The organism is Arthrobacter sp. 10T416 (genome assembly GCF_056394165.1).
Window position 1 is genome coordinate 20,935 of the sequence record NZ_JBFTHI010000017.1, and the last position, 14,798, is coordinate 35,732.

15 protein-coding genes and 1 riboswitch are annotated in these 14,798 nt (G+C 66.4%); of the genes, 9 read left to right on the forward strand and 6 right to left on the reverse strand.

All coding sequences use genetic code 11. The annotated features are described in order from the left end of the window. Positions 1 to 55: 55 nt before the first annotated feature. From mmsB to AC1DBE_RS15200, 4 genes are all read right to left on the reverse strand, one after another. Positions 56 to 1,324: a multiple monosaccharide ABC transporter permease gene (mmsB, locus tag AC1DBE_RS15185; RefSeq protein WP_476879197.1), complete on the reverse strand. Its 1,269-nt coding sequence runs from the start codon at positions 1,322 to 1,324 to the stop codon at positions 56 to 58. A 45-nt stretch (positions 1,325 to 1,369) separates the two neighbouring features. Beyond that, positions 1,370 to 2,926: a multiple monosaccharide ABC transporter ATP-binding protein gene (gene mmsA, locus AC1DBE_RS15190; protein ID WP_476903648.1), complete on the reverse strand. Its 1,557-nt coding sequence runs from the start codon at positions 2,924 to 2,926 to the stop codon at positions 1,370 to 1,372. A 130-nt stretch (positions 2,927 to 3,056) separates the two neighbouring features. Beyond that, complete coding sequence (locus AC1DBE_RS15195; RefSeq protein WP_476971060.1) at positions 3,057 to 4,247, reverse strand: ROK family transcriptional regulator; 1,191 nt, start codon at positions 4,245 to 4,247, stop codon at positions 3,057 to 3,059. Between the two features lie 94 nt (positions 4,248 to 4,341). Next, positions 4,342 to 4,860 carry a gamma carbonic anhydrase family protein gene (locus AC1DBE_RS15200; protein WP_476971061.1) on the reverse strand — a complete coding sequence of 173 codons (519 nt, stop codon included), beginning with the start codon at positions 4,858 to 4,860 and terminating at the stop codon, positions 4,342 to 4,344. Between the two features lie 99 nt (positions 4,861 to 4,959). Here AC1DBE_RS15200 and AC1DBE_RS15205 point away from each other — a divergent pair, with 99 nt between their 5' ends. Next, complete coding sequence (locus AC1DBE_RS15205) at positions 4,960 to 5,463, forward strand: DUF2231 domain-containing protein (protein ID WP_476879193.1); 504 nt, start codon at positions 4,960 to 4,962, stop codon at positions 5,461 to 5,463. A 90-nt stretch (positions 5,464 to 5,553) separates the two neighbouring features. On the opposite strand, the gene AC1DBE_RS15210 is transcribed toward AC1DBE_RS15205, so the two are convergent. Both AC1DBE_RS15210 and purU read right to left on the reverse strand, forming a co-directional pair. Beyond that, positions 5,554 to 5,967: a class I SAM-dependent methyltransferase gene (locus AC1DBE_RS15210; RefSeq protein WP_476879192.1), complete on the reverse strand. Its 414-nt coding sequence runs from the start codon at positions 5,965 to 5,967 to the stop codon at positions 5,554 to 5,556. A 55-nt stretch (positions 5,968 to 6,022) separates the two neighbouring features. Then, positions 6,023 to 6,883, reverse strand: a complete 861-nt coding sequence (purU, locus tag AC1DBE_RS15215) for a formyltetrahydrofolate deformylase (protein WP_476879191.1) — start codon at positions 6,881 to 6,883, stop codon at positions 6,023 to 6,025. Positions 6,884 to 6,914: 31 nt separating this feature from the next. Continuing rightward, a riboswitch (ZMP/ZTP riboswitch) is annotated at positions 6,915 to 7,000 on the forward strand. 171 nt (positions 7,001 to 7,171) lie between these two features. On the opposite strand from purU, the gene glyA reads away from it, so the two are divergent. The 8 genes from glyA to trpS all read left to right on the forward strand — a co-directional run bounded on the left by glyA (position 7,172) and on the right by trpS (position 14,797). Next, positions 7,172 to 8,473 carry a serine hydroxymethyltransferase gene (gene glyA, locus AC1DBE_RS15220; protein ID WP_476879190.1) on the forward strand — a complete coding sequence of 434 codons (1,302 nt, stop codon included), beginning with the start codon at positions 7,172 to 7,174 and terminating at the stop codon, positions 8,471 to 8,473. Between the two features lie 4 nt (positions 8,474 to 8,477). After that, positions 8,478 to 9,410 carry a bifunctional methylenetetrahydrofolate dehydrogenase/methenyltetrahydrofolate cyclohydrolase gene (locus tag AC1DBE_RS15225; protein ID WP_476879189.1) on the forward strand — a complete coding sequence of 311 codons (933 nt, stop codon included), beginning with the start codon at positions 8,478 to 8,480 and terminating at the stop codon, positions 9,408 to 9,410. A 176-nt stretch (positions 9,411 to 9,586) separates the two neighbouring features. Further along, a complete protein-coding gene (locus AC1DBE_RS15230; protein WP_476903700.1) occupies positions 9,587 to 10,537 on the forward strand; it encodes an ABC transporter ATP-binding protein in 951 nt (316 codons plus the stop codon). Continuing rightward, a complete protein-coding gene (locus tag AC1DBE_RS15235; protein ID WP_476880710.1) occupies positions 10,530 to 11,384 on the forward strand; it encodes an ABC transporter permease in 855 nt (284 codons plus the stop codon). Before AC1DBE_RS15230 ends, AC1DBE_RS15235 begins: the two co-directional genes overlap by 8 nt. Further along, a complete protein-coding gene (locus AC1DBE_RS15240; RefSeq protein WP_476903649.1) occupies positions 11,381 to 12,241 on the forward strand; it encodes an ABC transporter permease in 861 nt (286 codons plus the stop codon). The genes AC1DBE_RS15235 and AC1DBE_RS15240 overlap by 4 nt, the downstream gene beginning before the upstream one ends. A gap of 75 nt (positions 12,242 to 12,316) precedes the next feature. Further along, complete coding sequence (locus AC1DBE_RS15245; protein ID WP_476903650.1) at positions 12,317 to 12,889, forward strand: hypothetical protein; 573 nt, start codon at positions 12,317 to 12,319, stop codon at positions 12,887 to 12,889. 10 nt (positions 12,890 to 12,899) lie between these two features. Beyond that, the gene (locus AC1DBE_RS15250; RefSeq protein ID WP_476880496.1) at positions 12,900 to 13,733 is read left to right on the forward strand and encodes an exodeoxyribonuclease III; all 834 of its coding nucleotides are present in this window, start codon (positions 12,900 to 12,902) and stop codon (positions 13,731 to 13,733) included. 20 nt (positions 13,734 to 13,753) lie between these two features. Continuing rightward, positions 13,754 to 14,797 (forward strand): tryptophan--tRNA ligase, encoded by a 1,044-nt coding sequence (trpS, locus tag AC1DBE_RS15255; RefSeq protein ID WP_476880495.1) that lies wholly within the window; start codon positions 13,754 to 13,756, stop codon positions 14,795 to 14,797. Position 14,798: the final 1 nt, after the last annotated feature.

Genomic DNA, 14,798 nt, shown 5'->3' on the forward strand with positions numbered 1-14,798 from the left:
TCACTTTCTTTTAGATGGTGTTCGGAGAATCGGGGTTGAGGGGCCGGGGAACCGGTCAGGATTCCTTGGCGATGACTTCCTTGGTGGACGTCGTCTCGTCAGGCCGGGCTTCGTTCCCGCGGCTGAAGTTCTTCATCATCATGCCGATGATCGACCTCTTGCCCTGGGTCTTGTTGTAGACGTCGAAGGCGACCGCGATGAGGAGCACCAGGCCCTTGATGATCTGGGTGAGGTCGGCGCCGACGCCGAGGAGCTGCAGGCCGTTGTTCAGCACGGCCATCACGAGGCCACCGACGATCGAGCCGATCACGGTACCGACGCCGCCGGTGACCGCGGCGCCGCCAATGAAGACGGCGGCGATCGCGTCAAGTTCCCAGCCGACGCCGTCGAACGGGCCGGAGGCGGTGGAACGGCCGACGAAGATCATGCCGGCGAGGCCGGCCAGGACCGACATGTTCATCATGACCAGGAAGTTGACCTTCTTGGACTGGACGCCGGAGAGCTCGGCCGCGTGGCGGTTGCCGCCGACGGCGTAGACGTGGCGGCCGATGATGGTCTTGGAGGAGATGAAGCCGTAGACCAGGACCAGGATCGCCAGGATCAGGCCCGGAATCGGGAACGAGGTGCCGGGGCGGCCGGTCGCGAAGAGGTACGTCGCGTAGAGGATGGCGCCGCAGATCAGGACGAGCTTGGTGATAGTGACCCAAGCCTCGGGGACCTCGGCGCCGAGGGCCTTGGCCTTGCGGCGGGAGCGGATCTCGCTATAGATGACGAACGCGGCGCCCGCCAGGCCCAGCAGCAGGGTGAGGTTGTTATAGCCGGTGTTGGGGCCGAACTCGGGCAGGTAGCCGGAACCGATGTACTGGAAGTCGTTCGGCACCGGGATGGTGTTCGACTTGCCGACGAACTGGTTGAAGCCGCGGAAGAGCAGCATGCCGGCCAGCGTCACGATAAAGGCCGGAATACCGACGTAGGCGGTCCAGAAGCCCTGCCAGGCGCCGATCAGGGCGCCCAGGATCAGGCCGAAGAGGATTCCGAGGTACCACGGAATGCCCCAGTCCTGGATCATCAGGGCGACGCTGACGCCTACGAAGGCGGCGACGGAGCCGACGGAAAGGTCGATGTGGCCGGCGATGATCACCAGCACCATCCCGATCGCGAGGATCAGGATGTAGGAGTTGCCGTTGAAGAGGTTGATGACGTTGCCCGGGGTGAGCGTGCGGCCCTCTGTGAAAATCTGGAAGAAGACGATCAGTGCAACCAGGGCGAAGATCATGCCGAATTGGCGGGTGTTGCCGCCAAAGAGCTTCTTGAGCGCGTTCATTGTGTCAGTCCTTGTTGTCCGGAATGTTCTGGGTGGTCCAGAGGGTCAAGCGGTCTTGCGGGCGGAAGTCATGAGTTTCATGAGGCTTTCCTGGCTGGCTTCGTCTTTGTCGAGCACACCGGTGATGGCGCCCTCGAAGATGGTGTAGATGCGGTCGGAGAGGCCGAGGAGTTCGGGCAGCTCCGAAGAGATCACGATGACGCCCTTCCCCTGGTTGGCCAGTTGCTGGATGATGCCGTAGATCTCGTACTTGGCGCCGACGTCGATCCCGCGGGTGGGTTCGTCCAGGATCAGCAGTTCCGGGTCGGTGAACATCCACTTCGCCAGCACCACCTTCTGCTGGTTGCCGCCGGAGAGTTTGGCCACGCCTTCCTCGACGGACGGTGTTTTGGTGCGCAGTGACTTGCGGTACTGCTCGGCGACCGTGAATTCCTTGTCGGCGTCGACGACGTTGTGGCTGCTGATCTTCTTCAGCGCCGCGGACACCGTGGTGGCCTTGATGTCATCGAGCAGGTTCAGGCCCAGGGACTTGCGGTCCTCGGTGACGTAGCCGAGGCCGGCGTCGATGGCCTGCTTCACGGTCTTCAGGTGCAGTTCCCGGCCGTCCTTGTAGACCTGGCCGGAGATGAAGCGGCCGTAGGAGCGGCCGAAGATGGAACGGGCCAGTTCGGTGCGCCCGGCGCCCATCAGGCCAGCGAAGCCAACGATCTCGCCGCGGCGGACGAAGAAGTTGGAGTTCTTGCAGACCAGGCGGTCCTGGATCTGTGGGTGGCCGACGTTCCAGTTCTTGACCTCGAAGAACGTCTCGCCGATTTTCGGCTCGTGGTCCGGGAACCGGGACTCCAGGGTCCGGCCCACCATGCCCTTGATGATGCGGTCCTCGTCGACGCCGTCGGCCTTCACGTCCAGGGTCTCGATGGACTTGCCGTCGCGGATGATCGTGATCGAGTCGGCGATCTGTTCGATCTCGTTGAGCTTGTGCGAGATGATGATCGAGGTGATGCCGCGGCCCTTCAGGCCCAGGATCAGGTCCAGCAGGTGCTGGGAATCGGATTCGTTGAGGGCCGCCGTGGGCTCGTCCAGGATGAGGAGCTTGACCTTCTTGTTCAGCGCCTTGGCGATCTCCACCAGCTGCTGCTTGCCGACGCCGATTTCCTTGACCGGGGTGTCCGGGTCCTCGCGCAGGCCCACCCGGGCCAGCAGCTCGGTGGACCGCGTCCGGGCCTCGGCCCAGTCGATGACTCCGCGCTTGGTGGGTTCGTTGCCCAGGAAGATGTTCTCCGTGATGGAGAGTTCCGGGATGAGGGCGAGTTCCTGGTGGATGATCACGATGCCGGCGTGCTCGCTGGCCCGGATGTCCTTGAACTGCTGGACCTCGTTCTGGTAGACGATGTCGCCGGTGTAGCTGCCGTAGGGGTAAACGCCCGAGAGCACCTTCATGAGGGTGGATTTTCCTGCGCCGTTCTCACCGCAGATGGCGTGGATCTCGCCGGCCTTCACCCGCAGGGTCACCTCGGCCAATGCTTTAACGCCGGGGAATTCTTTGGTGATGGAGCGCATCTCGAGAATTACGGGATCGCTGTGCGTGTTGAGGGACGTCATCTGCCCTTACGCCTCCAATGCATGACTTCGTTGTCCGCCCCTGCAAACCGCAGGGCCGTCTGATGCAAAAGTAAACTGGATCACGCCGTTGTCGTCAAGTCTTTAACGCAACGGCTCGATAACAGCTTCTTTAGTTTCGCCGGATTCCGGCATGTTGGAACACCAAAGCTGTGGCCCCGAGCGCCTCGGCGCGGTCGCCGAGGGAGGACATGGTCAGGACCGTTGTCTCCCCGATAACCGGCACGGCGTGGCGCACCAGGCCCCGCCGGATCGGGTCCAGGAGCAGCTCGCCGAGCCCGGCCAGCGGTCCGCCGACGACGATCACCTCCGGGTTGATCAGGTTCGCGACGTTGCCCAGTGCGCGGCCGGCGGCGAGGCCGGCGTCGTCCACGACACGCAGGGTGGCCGAGTCCCGGGCGAGGGCCTTGCGGACGATGTCCTCCGACGTCAGCGGCTTGTCCTCACCCCGGCTCAGCAGTTCGATCATGGTGGTGGTGGACGCAATGGTTTCCAGGCAGCCGCGGTTGCCGCAGCGGCAGACGAGGCCGTGCTCGTGGATGGTGGCGTGGCCGATTTCGCCGGTGATGCCGACGTTGCCGTAGTACGGCATGCCGTTCAGGATCAGGCCGGCGCCGATGCCCGAGCCGATCTTGAGGAACAGCAGGTTGCTGATGCCGGTGTGCGGTCCCCAGGTGACCTCGGACAGGGCGCCGAGGTTGGCGTCGTTGTCGACGAAAACGGGGAGATCCAGCGCTTCCTCGAGGCGTTTGAGGATGTTGATGCCCACCCACTCGGGCAGGATTGCGCCCTGCGCGACGGTGCCGGTGCGGCGGTCGATGGGCCCCGGGATGCCGACGCCGGCACCCACCAGGGCGCTGCGCTCGACGCCGCTTCCGGCCAGCAGCCGGTCCAGCACCCCGACGGCGGCCTCGATGCCTTCCTCCGCGTGGTGGCCCAGCGGCAGCAGGACCGATTCTTCCGCGACCACGTGGTAGCTCAGGGAGGCCAGGACCACCCGCAGGTGCCGGCGGCCGAAGTCGATGCCGACGGCCACAGCGCCGTTGCTGTTGAGCCGGACGTTCAGAGCGCGGCGGCCGGAGCTGGTGATCGGTTCGGTGGACGCCAGCCCGGCGTCCTGCATGATCTTGACGATGTTGGAGACCGTGGCCGTGGAGAGGCCGGTCTGGCGGGCCAGTTCCGCCTGGGTGGAGGGCCCGGCCAGCAGGCATTCGATGATCCGTTGCTGGTTCAGATGCCGGAGGGCGGATTGCGACCCGGGGTTTTTGGTGCGGCTCCTCGTTGAGCGCGTTAGTGAGGGCATGCAATGAAGCGTGCCCCATCAACGCTTTGTAGTCAAGAAGTTAACGCAAGGGCCGGAGGGCGTGTCTTACTCCGGCCCGTTGCCGAGCCGGACCTCAGCCGTGGATTTCTCGGTGGGCCCGTGCAAGGTCCCGGTAATGGGCGGCGTTCTGTTTGACGCCCTCGAACTCCTCGTCGCTCAGTTCCCGGCGGACCTTGGCGGGAACACCGGCGACCAGCGAGCGGGGCGGGATAACGGTGCCTTCCAGGACCACGGCGCCGGCGGCGATCAACGAGCCGGCCCCGATCACCGCGCCGTTGAGGATGGTGGCGCTCATGCCGATCAGGCAGTCGTCCTCGACCGTGCAGCCGTGCACCACTGCGCTGTGGCCGACGCTGACCCGGGCTCCGACGGCGCAGGGGAACCCCGGATCCGCGTGCAGCACCACGTTGTCCTGCAGGTTGGTGCCGGCGCCGACGGTGATCGCGGCCGTGTCGGCCCGGACCGAGACGCCGTAGAAGGCGCTGGAGTCTTCGGCCAGGGTGGCTTTGCCGATCACCGAGGCACTGGGGGCGACGAAGGCGGATGCGTGGACGGCCGGGGTGTTTCCGGCGAAGGCGTAGACAGGGCTCATGCCACCAGCCTAGGACACCTGCCTCTTGCGGGTCCGGCGGCCCTGAGTAGGATCGGGGCCATCCCGCCATGCACCCGGACGCGTCCCCAGGAGGCCGGTATGTTCCTGACACTGATGAAACAGCTGGCCGACGCCGAGTCGCTCGACCCCGCCGTCCGCACCGCGGAGCCGATCGCCGCCCGGCTGGTCGCCAACCCCCGACTCCGGCGCTTCTTCCACGGCGATGCCAACGGCATCCCGCCGCACGTGATCCTCAGCGACCTGCCCTTCGGCGCGTGGTTCATGGCGGTCTTCCTGGACCTGTTTCCGGACCGGGGGAGCCGGCGGGCGGCGCAGCGGCTGGTTGGCTTGGGTGTCCTTGCCGCCCCGCCGACGGCGATCAGCGGCTGGGCCGAATGGGCCCGGGCTGATCACGCGACGCGGCGGATCGGCGTCGTCCATGCCGCCGCGAACCTGACCGCGACGCTGATCTTCCTGGCCTCCTGGCGTGCCCGCCGCAAGGGCCGGCACCGGCTGGGGGTGGGCCTGGCCCGGGCCGGCGCCGTCCTGCTGGTGGCCGGCGGCTTCCTGGGCGGCTACATGCGGAGCAACCCAAGGCCCTGACCGGCCCTTTCCCCCGTTGCCCTATCACCTTTGGTTGTTCTGGGGCCCCGATGGCAACCAAAAGTGATAGCGCAACCGGGGGATGGGGGCTTAGGCGGGGGAGCGGAGGACCGTGAAACCCTCGCCGAGGTCCGGGCGGCCGAGTCCGGGGACGACGACGGCGATCGGCGCACCCGGTTCCGCGACCCGGCGCACTTCCCGCACGACGCCGTCCCATGCCGCCGGGGGCAGTTCGGCCAGGGCGTCGACCGCCCAGACCGCGGGGAACGCGGCGTCGGCGAAGGGCAGTACCTGTCCGCCCGCGACCGAGGCGGAGAGCCCGTGGGCGCGGGCCGCATGGATGTTCTCCTCCGAGGGATCGACGCCGGTGAAGTGGATCCCGGCGCGGACAAAGCGGAGCCCGTCCGCGCCCGTTCCGCAATCGAGGCCCAGCACGCCGCGCCGGCCCTCGGCCTTGAGCAGCTCGAGGAAGGCCTCGAGTTCATCCTGCGGTGACGCTTCCATGGCTCCAGTTAAGGACGGCGCGGGCCCGAAAACAAGCGCTCCCTGCGGGCGGGCCTCAGCTGAAGACGACGGTCCGGTTGCCGTCCAGTAGCACCCGGTGCTCGGCGTGCCACTGCACGGCCTGGGCGAGGGTGCGGCCCTCGACGTCGCGGCCCATCTGGACGAACTGCTCGGCGGTGCGGCGGTGGTCCACGCGGATGACTTCCTGCTCGATGATCGGGCCCTCATCCAGCGCGGCGGTGACGTAGTGGGCCGTGGCGCCGATGAGCTTCACGCCGCGGGCATGCGCCTGGTGGTACGGCTTGGCGCCCTTGAACGAGGGCAGGAAGGAATGGTGGATGTTGATCGCCTTGCCGGTGAGCTCGGTGCAGAGCTCGTCGGAGAGGATCTGCATGTACCGGGCCAGGACCGTGAGCTCGATGTCGTGTTCGGCCATGAGTTTCCGGAGGGCGTCCTCGGCGTCGGCCTTGGTGTCCTTGGTGACCGGGATGTGGTGGAACGGGATGCCGTAGAACTCGGCCAGGCCAGCCAGGTCACGGTGGTTGGAGACGATGGCGGGGATCTCGATGGGCAGGGTGCCGGAGCGCTGCAGGAACAGCAGGTCGTTGAGGCAGTGGGCGGACGTGCTCGCCATCAGCAGGGTGCGGACCCGGCGGCCGGCCGGGTTGAGGCTCCACTGCATACCGAACGCGTGGGCGACCGGCTCCAGCGCGGCGTGCAACTCGGCCGTCGGTGCCGCCGTGGTGGCTTCCACCCGCATAAAGAACGTCCCGGTGCCCTGGCTGCCGTACTGCTGGGAGTCCGTAATGTTGCAGCCGGCCACCAGCAGGGCGCCGGCCACAGCGTGCACAATCCCTGGCCGGTCCGGGCAGGAGAGGGTCAGAACGTAGGAAGCAGTCAGCTGGTCTTCAGTCACGAAAGACAAGCCTACCCGCGCTGGGATAGGCTGGATGAGTCGCAACTGGCGTTGGGTGGGTAACCACCAGGGAGCGGCACGCACGCAGACCACGGATCGTACGCCTGGGGCGAGGGTCATGTTTTTCCGGACGGCAGCCCCGCTGCCGGACCGCCACCGGTACCCCGATCATGGGTGTTCCGGCCGCGTTCCGGGTCCTTCACGGGCCCCGTAATTTTGCGGCGCCGTGGCGGCCCAGCCGGTAACCTGACCTTAAAGCAGTGACCGTTGCCAAGCCAGGAGTTCGTCGTGACTACTTCCCCTAGCCTTTCCTCAGCAGCCGTGAGCAACCAGCCGCTCGCTGACCTTGACCCCGAAATCGCCGCCGTCCTGGCCCAGGAGCTCGGCCGCCAGCGCGGCACCCTGGAGATGATCGCCTCCGAGAACTTCGCGCCGCGGGCCGTGATGGAGGCCCAGGGTTCGGTCCTGACCAACAAATACGCCGAGGGCTACCCGGGCCGCCGCTACTACGGCGGCTGCGAGTACGTCGACGTCGCCGAGCAGCTGGCCATCGACCGGGTCAAGGACCTCTTCGGTGCCGAGTTCGCCAACGTCCAGCCCCACTCCGGCGCGCAGGCCAACGCCGCCGCGCTGTCCGCCATGATCACCCCCGGGGACAAGATCCTGGGACTGTCCCTGGCCCACGGCGGGCACCTGACCCACGGGATGAAGCTGAACTTCTCCGGCAAGCTGTACGAGGTGGCCGCGTACCAGGTCGAGGAGGACAACTTCCGGATCGACATGGACAAGCTCCGCGAGCAGGCGCTCGCCGAGAAGCCGCAGGTCATCATCGCCGGCTGGTCCGCCTACCCGCGGCACCTGGACTTCGCGGCCTTCCGCTCCATCGCCGACGAGGTCGGCGCGCTGCTGTGGACCGATATGGCGCACTTCGCCGGCCTGGTGGCCGCCGGACTGCACCCGAGCCCGGTCCCGCACTCCGACGTCGTCACCTCCACCGTGCACAAGACCCTTGCCGGTCCCCGCTCGGGCGTCATCCTGGCCAAGCAGGAATGGGCCAAGAAGATCAACTCCAACGTCTTCCCCGGCCAGCAGGGCGGCCCGCTGATGCACGTCATCGCCGCCAAGGCCGTGGCCTTCAAGATCGCCGGCACGGAGGAGTTCAAGGAGCGCCAGGAGCGCGTCCTTGAGGGTGCCCGGATCATCGCCGACCGCCTGAACCAGTCCGACGTCGCCGAGGCCGGCGTCTCGGTCCTGACCGGCGGCACCGACGTGCACCTGGTCCTGGTGGACCTGCGGAACTCCCAGCTGGACGGGCAGCAGGCGGAGGACCTCCTGCACTCAGTCGGCATCACCGTCAACCGCAACGCCGTGCCCTTCGACCCGCGCCCGCCGATGGTCACCTCCGGCCTGCGGATCGGCACTCCGGCCCTCGCCACCCGCGGCTTCGGCGCCACGGAGTTCACCGAAGTCGCCGAGATCATCGCCACCGCGTTGAAGGCCGGTAGCGGGGCAGACGTCGAGGCGCTGCAGTCCCGCGTGGACAAACTCGCCGAAGACTTCCCGCTGTACCCGCAGCACGAGCAGTGGTGATTCGATGACCGCCACGAACTCCGCCCCCGCACAGCCGCAGACCGCCGGCGTCCTCGACGGCAAGGCCACCGCCGCAGCCATCAAAGCCGAGCTGACCCAACGGGTCGCCGCCCTCAAGGCCCGGGGCGTCGTCCCCGGCCTGGGCACCATCCTGGTCGGGTCCGACCCCGGAAGCACCTGGTACGTCGGCGGCAAGCACAAGGACTGCGCCGAGGTCGGCATCACCTCCATCCGGCGCGACCTGCCCGAAGAGACCACCCAGGACGAACTGCTGGCCGTGGTCCGGGAGCTCAACGAGAACCCCGAATGCACCGGCTACATCGTCCAGCTGCCGCTGCCCAAGCACATTGACCAGGACGTCATCCTCGAAGCCATGGAGCCGGAGAAAGACGCCGACGGACTGCACCCGATGAACCTGGGCCGGCTGGTGGCGAACGTCAGCGGACCCATGAAGTCCCCGCTGCCCTGCACTCCCAAGGGCTGCGTCGAACTGCTGACCCGGCACGGCATCGACCTCAACGGCAAGCGCGTCCTGGTGGTGGGGCGCGGCGTCACCATCGGCCGTCCCGTCGGGCTGCTGCTGACCCGCAAGGACGTCAACGCCACCGTCATCCTCGCGCACACCGGCACCGTAGACCTGCCCGCCGAACTCCGGCAGGCCGACGTCGTGATCGCCGCGGCCGGCCAGCCGCACATGATCAAAGCCGGCGACCTCAAGCCGGGCGCCATCGTGCTCGACGTCGGCGTCAGCCGCGTCGACGACGGCTCCGGCAGAGCCGTGGTCACCGGCGACGTGGACCCGGCCGCGGCCGACGTCGCCGCCTGGCTGTCGCCGAACCCCGGTGGCGTGGGGCCGATGACCCGCGCCATGCTGCTGGCCAACGTGGTGGAAACCGCCGAACGCCAGCTGCAGGACGGACTCTCCGCCGCCTCCTGACCGGACCCGCGGGCCCGCAGCTGCTGCCGTATCAACCCTTCGAAACGGCAGCGGGTGTGGGCCCGCGGCCCAGGAAAATAAAATGTCTGGATTTTTTTACGAAAAGACTCTTTCATAGTTTGCCGGGATGGACTACCGTGTTCCGGGTGTCTGAACTTGTGTCGAAAGAGTCCCCGTTGACCAGTGCCGCCGAAACCGGCGAACCCCAGTACGTCATCACCGCCGAAAACCTCACCAAAACGTATGGCGACGTGACCGCCGTCGACGGGATCACCTTCCGCGTGCCCGCCGGCGAGGCGTTCGGCCTCCTTGGTCCCAACGGTGCCGGCAAGTCCACCACCATGAAGATGATCGGCGGGGTCTCGCAGCGGACCTCCGGCAGCCTGAGCATCATGGGCCTGGACCCGGAGCAGCACGGCCCCGAGGTCCGCGCCCACCTTGGTGTGGTGCCGCAGCAGGACAACCTCGATGAGGAACTGAAGGTCCGCGACAACCTCCTGGTCTACGGCCGCTACTTCGGCCTGCCCATGAGCTACCTCAAGCCCAAAGCCGACGAACTGCTGGAATTCGCCCAGCTGACGGACAAGGCCAAGTCGAAGGTGGACGCCCTGTCCGGCGGCATGAAGCGCCGGCTCACGATCGCCCGGTCCCTGATCAACGAACCGCGCATCCTGCTCCTGGACGAACCCACGACCGGACTCGATCCGCAGGCCCGGCACATCCTCTGGGACCGGCTGTTCCGGCTCAAGGAACAAGGCGTCACCCTGATCCTCACCACCCATTACATGGACGAGGCGGAACAGCTCTGTGACCGCCTGATTGTGGTGGACAAGGGAAAGATCATGGCCGAAGGTTCCCCGGCGAGCCTGATCCGCGAATACTCCACCCGCGAGGTCCTGGAGTTGCGCTTCGGCTCCGAACGGAACGCCACCGTGGGCACCGAACTCGAAGGCATCGGCGAACGGATTGAAACCCTGCCGGACCGCGTCCTCATTTATGCCCACGACGGCGAGGCCGCGCTCGAGCAGGTCTCCTCCCGGGGCCTGCACCCGGTCACGTCCCTGGTGCGCCGCTCCTCGCTGGAAGACGTCTTCCTGCGCCTGACCGGTAGGAGCCTCGTTGACTGAGTCAGTACAAACGACGCCGGCGCCAGCTTTGCGTGCCCACGCGCCGGCCGTCTCGGCCGCCCGCGCCCGCCGCTGGGGCGCCTTCTACTACGCCGAGCAGGTTCTCCGCGTGATGAAGGGCTACGGCTGGACCATCGTGATGTACGGCGTCGGCCAGCCCGTTGCCTATCTTTTCGCCATGGGCGTGGGCCTGGCAACCCTGGTGGACACGAACTCCACCGCGGCGTTCGGCGGCGTCAGCTATCTGGCGTTCATCGCGCCGGCGCTGCTGATTTCCGCGGCGGTGATGACGGCGGCCAATGAATTCACCTTCCCGGTGATGGACGGCTTCAAATGGCGCCGGGTCTACTACGGCCCGCACGCTTCACCGCTGACCCCGGAACAGATCGCGGCAGGCCAGATCATCGCCGTCACGGTCCGCTTTGTGCTGCAGTCCGCCATCTACTTCGGCGTGGTGGCCCTCTTCGGCGCCTCCCCGGGCGCCTGGGGCTGGGTCTCCATCCTGGTGGCCACCCTCGCCGGGCTCTCGTTCGGCCTGCCCCTGATGGCCTACGCCGCCACGATCAAAAACGACAAGGGCCAGTTCGCGATGGTGATGCGCTTCATCGTTATGCCGCTGTTCCTGTTCTCCGGAACCTTTTTCCCGCTGGACACCCTGCCCCTGGCGGTCCGCTGGATCGGCTGGATCTCGCCGATCTGGCACGGTACCGAGCTGGGGCGGGTGTTCACCTACGGCTATGAGGAAGCACCCCTGCTGACCGTGGTCCACCTGGTGTTCCTGCTCGGCCTCACTGTCATCGGCTGGGTCCTGACCCGGCGCCAGTTCGCGAAAAGGATGGCATCATGAGCGTGCTTGCCGGCCACCCCGGTTCGGGAAGCCAAGCCGCCGGACGGAGCGTCACCGACGCTGCACGCGAGCGTAACTTCGGGCCGCTCTACTCCCGCAACGTCCGCGCTGTCGTCGCGCGCGGGCTGATGGCCACCAAGAGCAGCAACTGGATGGTCATGGTCTCCGGCTTCTTCGAACCCGTGCTGTACCTGATCTCGATGGGTGTGGGCCTCGGCGCGATCGTCGGGGCCGTGCAGGGCCCGGGCGGGCAGCAGATCTCCTACGCCGCCTACATCGCCCCGGCATTGCTGGCGGTCTCGGCGATGAACGGCGCGGTGTACGACTCCACCTGGAACGTCTTCTTCAAGATGAATTTCGCCAAGCTCTACCAGGGCATGCTGTACACGTCCCTGGGGCCGATCGACGTCGCCATGGGTGAAATCTTCCTGGCCCTGCTCCGCGGGTTTATGTACGCTACCGGCTTCACCGCCGTGATGGGCGTGATGGGGCTGATCACCACACCCTGGGCCATCCTGATGGTCCCGGCCTCGGTGCTGATCGCGTTTGGCTTCGCCAGCTTCGGCATGGGCATCACCAGCTATATGAAGACGTTCCAGCAGATGGACTGGATCAACTTCGTGATGCTGCCGATGTTCCTCTTCAGTGCCACGTTCTACCCGCTGGCCGTCTACCCGCAGTGGATCCAGTGGCTGATCCAGGCGATGCCGCTCTGGCACGGCGTGGAACTGCTGCGCCAGATCAGTGTTGGGGTGTTCACCCCGGCCACCGCCATCCACATTGGCTACTACCTGGTCATGATCCTGCTCGGCGTTACCCTCACCACGGGCCGGCTCCGCAAGCTGTTCCTGAAGTAACCCGCCAGCAGCACGCGGCGTTCGCCCGGGGTGGAAGCGCCGCCCCGGGCCTCTCCGGTTTGCGATAATAAGCTCATGCGATCCCTGGACAATCCTTCTGCCAAGCCGTCCGCCTTCAACGCGGCCACCGGGAAATTCTCGATGTTCCGCCTCAGCGGCCTGGGAATGTCCGTCTTTATCATCGCCTTCCTGGTGGCCGTCATTTTCGCGGCCAACCAGAACGACGTCGTCGGCTGGGTTGTTGCCGTGATCGCAGCCTTCTGGCTGGCGCTGGCAGCGTTCGTGGTGTTCAGCATCCAGCGGGCCGCCAAGAAGGCCGGCGCCAAGTTCAACGAGGCGCAGAATGCGTTCAACTCGGCCGTCGGCCGGGCCCCCTCATCCGGCAGCGCCGACCATGGAGGCACCCGCCTGGTGAACGAGGCCCGCGGTGCGGACGACATCCGCGACATGAAGCTGGACCACTCCTTCAAGATCGTGCAGGTGCAGGTCCGGGTGGTGGAGCAGGAACGCGCCAAGGGTGAGGCCGCGGACCAGGACACCATCCGCCGCGCCCTGGAAACCATCGAGATTACTGCCACAAACGCGCGGGACATGATCAAGCCCTCCGGTGCCCCCGACGAGCCGGTCAGCGGAACTGTCATCGACTAGAGTGGAGCGGGTGAGCTCGGCATTGAAGAAGGACCACCTTCGCATCGCATCGGTAAACGTCAACGGCCTCCGCGCCGCCTACAAGAAGGGCATGGCGGAGTGGCTGGCGCCCAGGGACGTCGACATCCTCTGCCTGCAGGAGGTCCGTGCCCCAGACGCGGTGGTCCACGAGTTGCTCGGTGAAGGCTGGTACATCCTGCACGCCGAAGCCGAGGCCAAGGGACGGGCCGGCGTCGCCATCGCCTCCCGCACCGAACCTATCGCCACCCGGAGCGGCATCGGCGATGACTACTTCGCCACCACGGGCCGCTGGGTCGAGGCCGACTACATCGTCCGCAATGCCGCAGGCGAGGCCTCCCAGCTGAGCGTGGTGAGCGCCTACGTGCACTCCGGCGAGGCAGGCACCCCGAAGCAGGACGACAAATTCCGGTTCCTCGACGTTATGGTCAACCGGCTGCCGGAGCTGGCTAAGCACAGCGACCACGCCCTGGTGGTGGGTGACCTCAACGTCGGCCACACCGAGCTGGACATCAAGAACTGGAAGGGCAACGTCAAACGTGCCGGCTTCCTGCCCGAGGAGCGTGCGTACTTTGACCGCTTCTTCGGCGAGGAAATCGGCTGGAAGGATGTTCACAGGGGCCTGGCGGGTACCGTCGACGGCCCCTACACTTGGTGGTCGCAGAGAGGACAGGCCTTCGACAACGACACTGGCTGGCGCATCGACTACCAGATGGCCACGCCCGCCCTCGCCGCCGCGGCGGTGTCAGCTGTTGTTGACCGGGCGCCGTCCTGGGACACCCGCTTCTCCGACCATGCCCCGCTGGTAGTGGACTACCGGCTCTGAGTTCAAAGGCTTCTAACACCATGACCAGCACAACCGCCACTGCGCCCAAGAAGCGCATCCTCTCCGGCGCCAAGCCCACCGCCGATTCCCTCCACCTGGGCAACTACATCGGGGCCGTGCGCAACTGGGTGGACATGCAGTCCGAATACGACGCAGTGTTCTTCATCCCGGACCTGCACGCCATCACCGTCGACTTCGAGCCCGCGGAGCTTGCCAAGCGGACCCGCATCGTCGCCGCGCAGTACATCGCGGCCGGGATTGACCCCGACAAGTCCATCTTCTTCGTGCAGTCCCACGTTCCGGAACACGCGCAGCTCGCGTGGGCCCTGAACTGCATCACCGGGTTCGGTGAAGCCTCCCGCATGACCCAGTTCAAGGACAAGACCCAGAAGTTCGGTGCCGAAGCCGCGACCCTGGGACTCTTCGCCTACCCGACGCTGATGGCCGCCGATATCCTGCTGTACCAGACGGACCTGGTTCCGGTGGGCGAGGACCAGCGCCAGCACCTGGAGCTGACCCGCAACCTGGCCCAGCGATTCAACACCCGCTTCGGCGAGACCTTCACCGTGCCCGAGGCGACCATCCTCAAGGCCAGCGCGAAGATCTATGATCTGCAGAACCCGGCGGCGAAGATGTCCAAGACCGGCGAATCACCCAACGGCTCCATCCAGCTGCTGGAGGACCCCAAGATTGCCGCCAAGCGCATCAAGTCCGCCGTGACCGACGCCGGGACGGAGATCCGTTTCGACGCCGAGGAGAAGCCGGGCGTCTCGAACCTGCTGACCATCTACTCGACGCTGACCGGCAAAACGGTGGCCGAACTCGAAACCGAGTACCAGGGCAAGATGTACGGCCACCTGAAAACGGACCTGGCCGACGTCATGGTCGACTTCATTACGCCGCTGCGGAACCGGACCAACGAGCTGATGGCCGACCCCGCTGAGCTGGACAGGCTGCTGGCCCAGGGCGCCGAACGCGCCCGCGAAATCGCCTCCGTGACGCTGGCCCGGGTGTACGAGCGGATGGGGTTCCTGCCAACCCTCAGCTTGGCGGGAGTCCACTAGC

Excerpts from the sequence above, each read along its gene's own strand:
- AC1DBE_RS15225 (WP_476879189.1), top strand. The coding sequence starts at position 8,478 with ATGACCGCCACGAACTCCGCCCCCGCACAGCCGCAGACCGCCGGCGTC.
- mmsA (WP_476903648.1), bottom strand. The coding sequence starts at position 2,926 with ATGACGTCCCTCAACACGCACAGCGATCCCGTAATTCTCGAGATGCGC.
- AC1DBE_RS15200 (WP_476971061.1), bottom strand. The coding sequence starts at position 4,860 with ATGAGCCCTGTCTACGCCTTCGCCGGAAACACCCCGGCCGTCCACGCA.
- AC1DBE_RS15240 (WP_476903649.1), top strand. The coding sequence starts at position 11,381 with ATGAGCGTGCTTGCCGGCCACCCCGGTTCGGGAAGCCAAGCCGCCGGA.
- AC1DBE_RS15195 (WP_476971060.1), bottom strand. The coding sequence starts at position 4,247 with ATGCCCTCACTAACGCGCTCAACGAGGAGCCGCACCAAAAACCCCGGG.
- AC1DBE_RS15245 (WP_476903650.1), top strand. The coding sequence starts at position 12,317 with ATGCGATCCCTGGACAATCCTTCTGCCAAGCCGTCCGCCTTCAACGCG.
- AC1DBE_RS15205 (WP_476879193.1), top strand. The coding sequence starts at position 4,960 with ATGTTCCTGACACTGATGAAACAGCTGGCCGACGCCGAGTCGCTCGAC.
- mmsB (WP_476879197.1), bottom strand. The coding sequence starts at position 1,324 with ATGAACGCGCTCAAGAAGCTCTTTGGCGGCAACACCCGCCAATTCGGC.
- trpS (WP_476880495.1), top strand. The coding sequence starts at position 13,754 with ATGACCAGCACAACCGCCACTGCGCCCAAGAAGCGCATCCTCTCCGGC.
- AC1DBE_RS15210 (WP_476879192.1), bottom strand. The coding sequence starts at position 5,967 with ATGGAAGCGTCACCGCAGGATGAACTCGAGGCCTTCCTCGAGCTGCTC.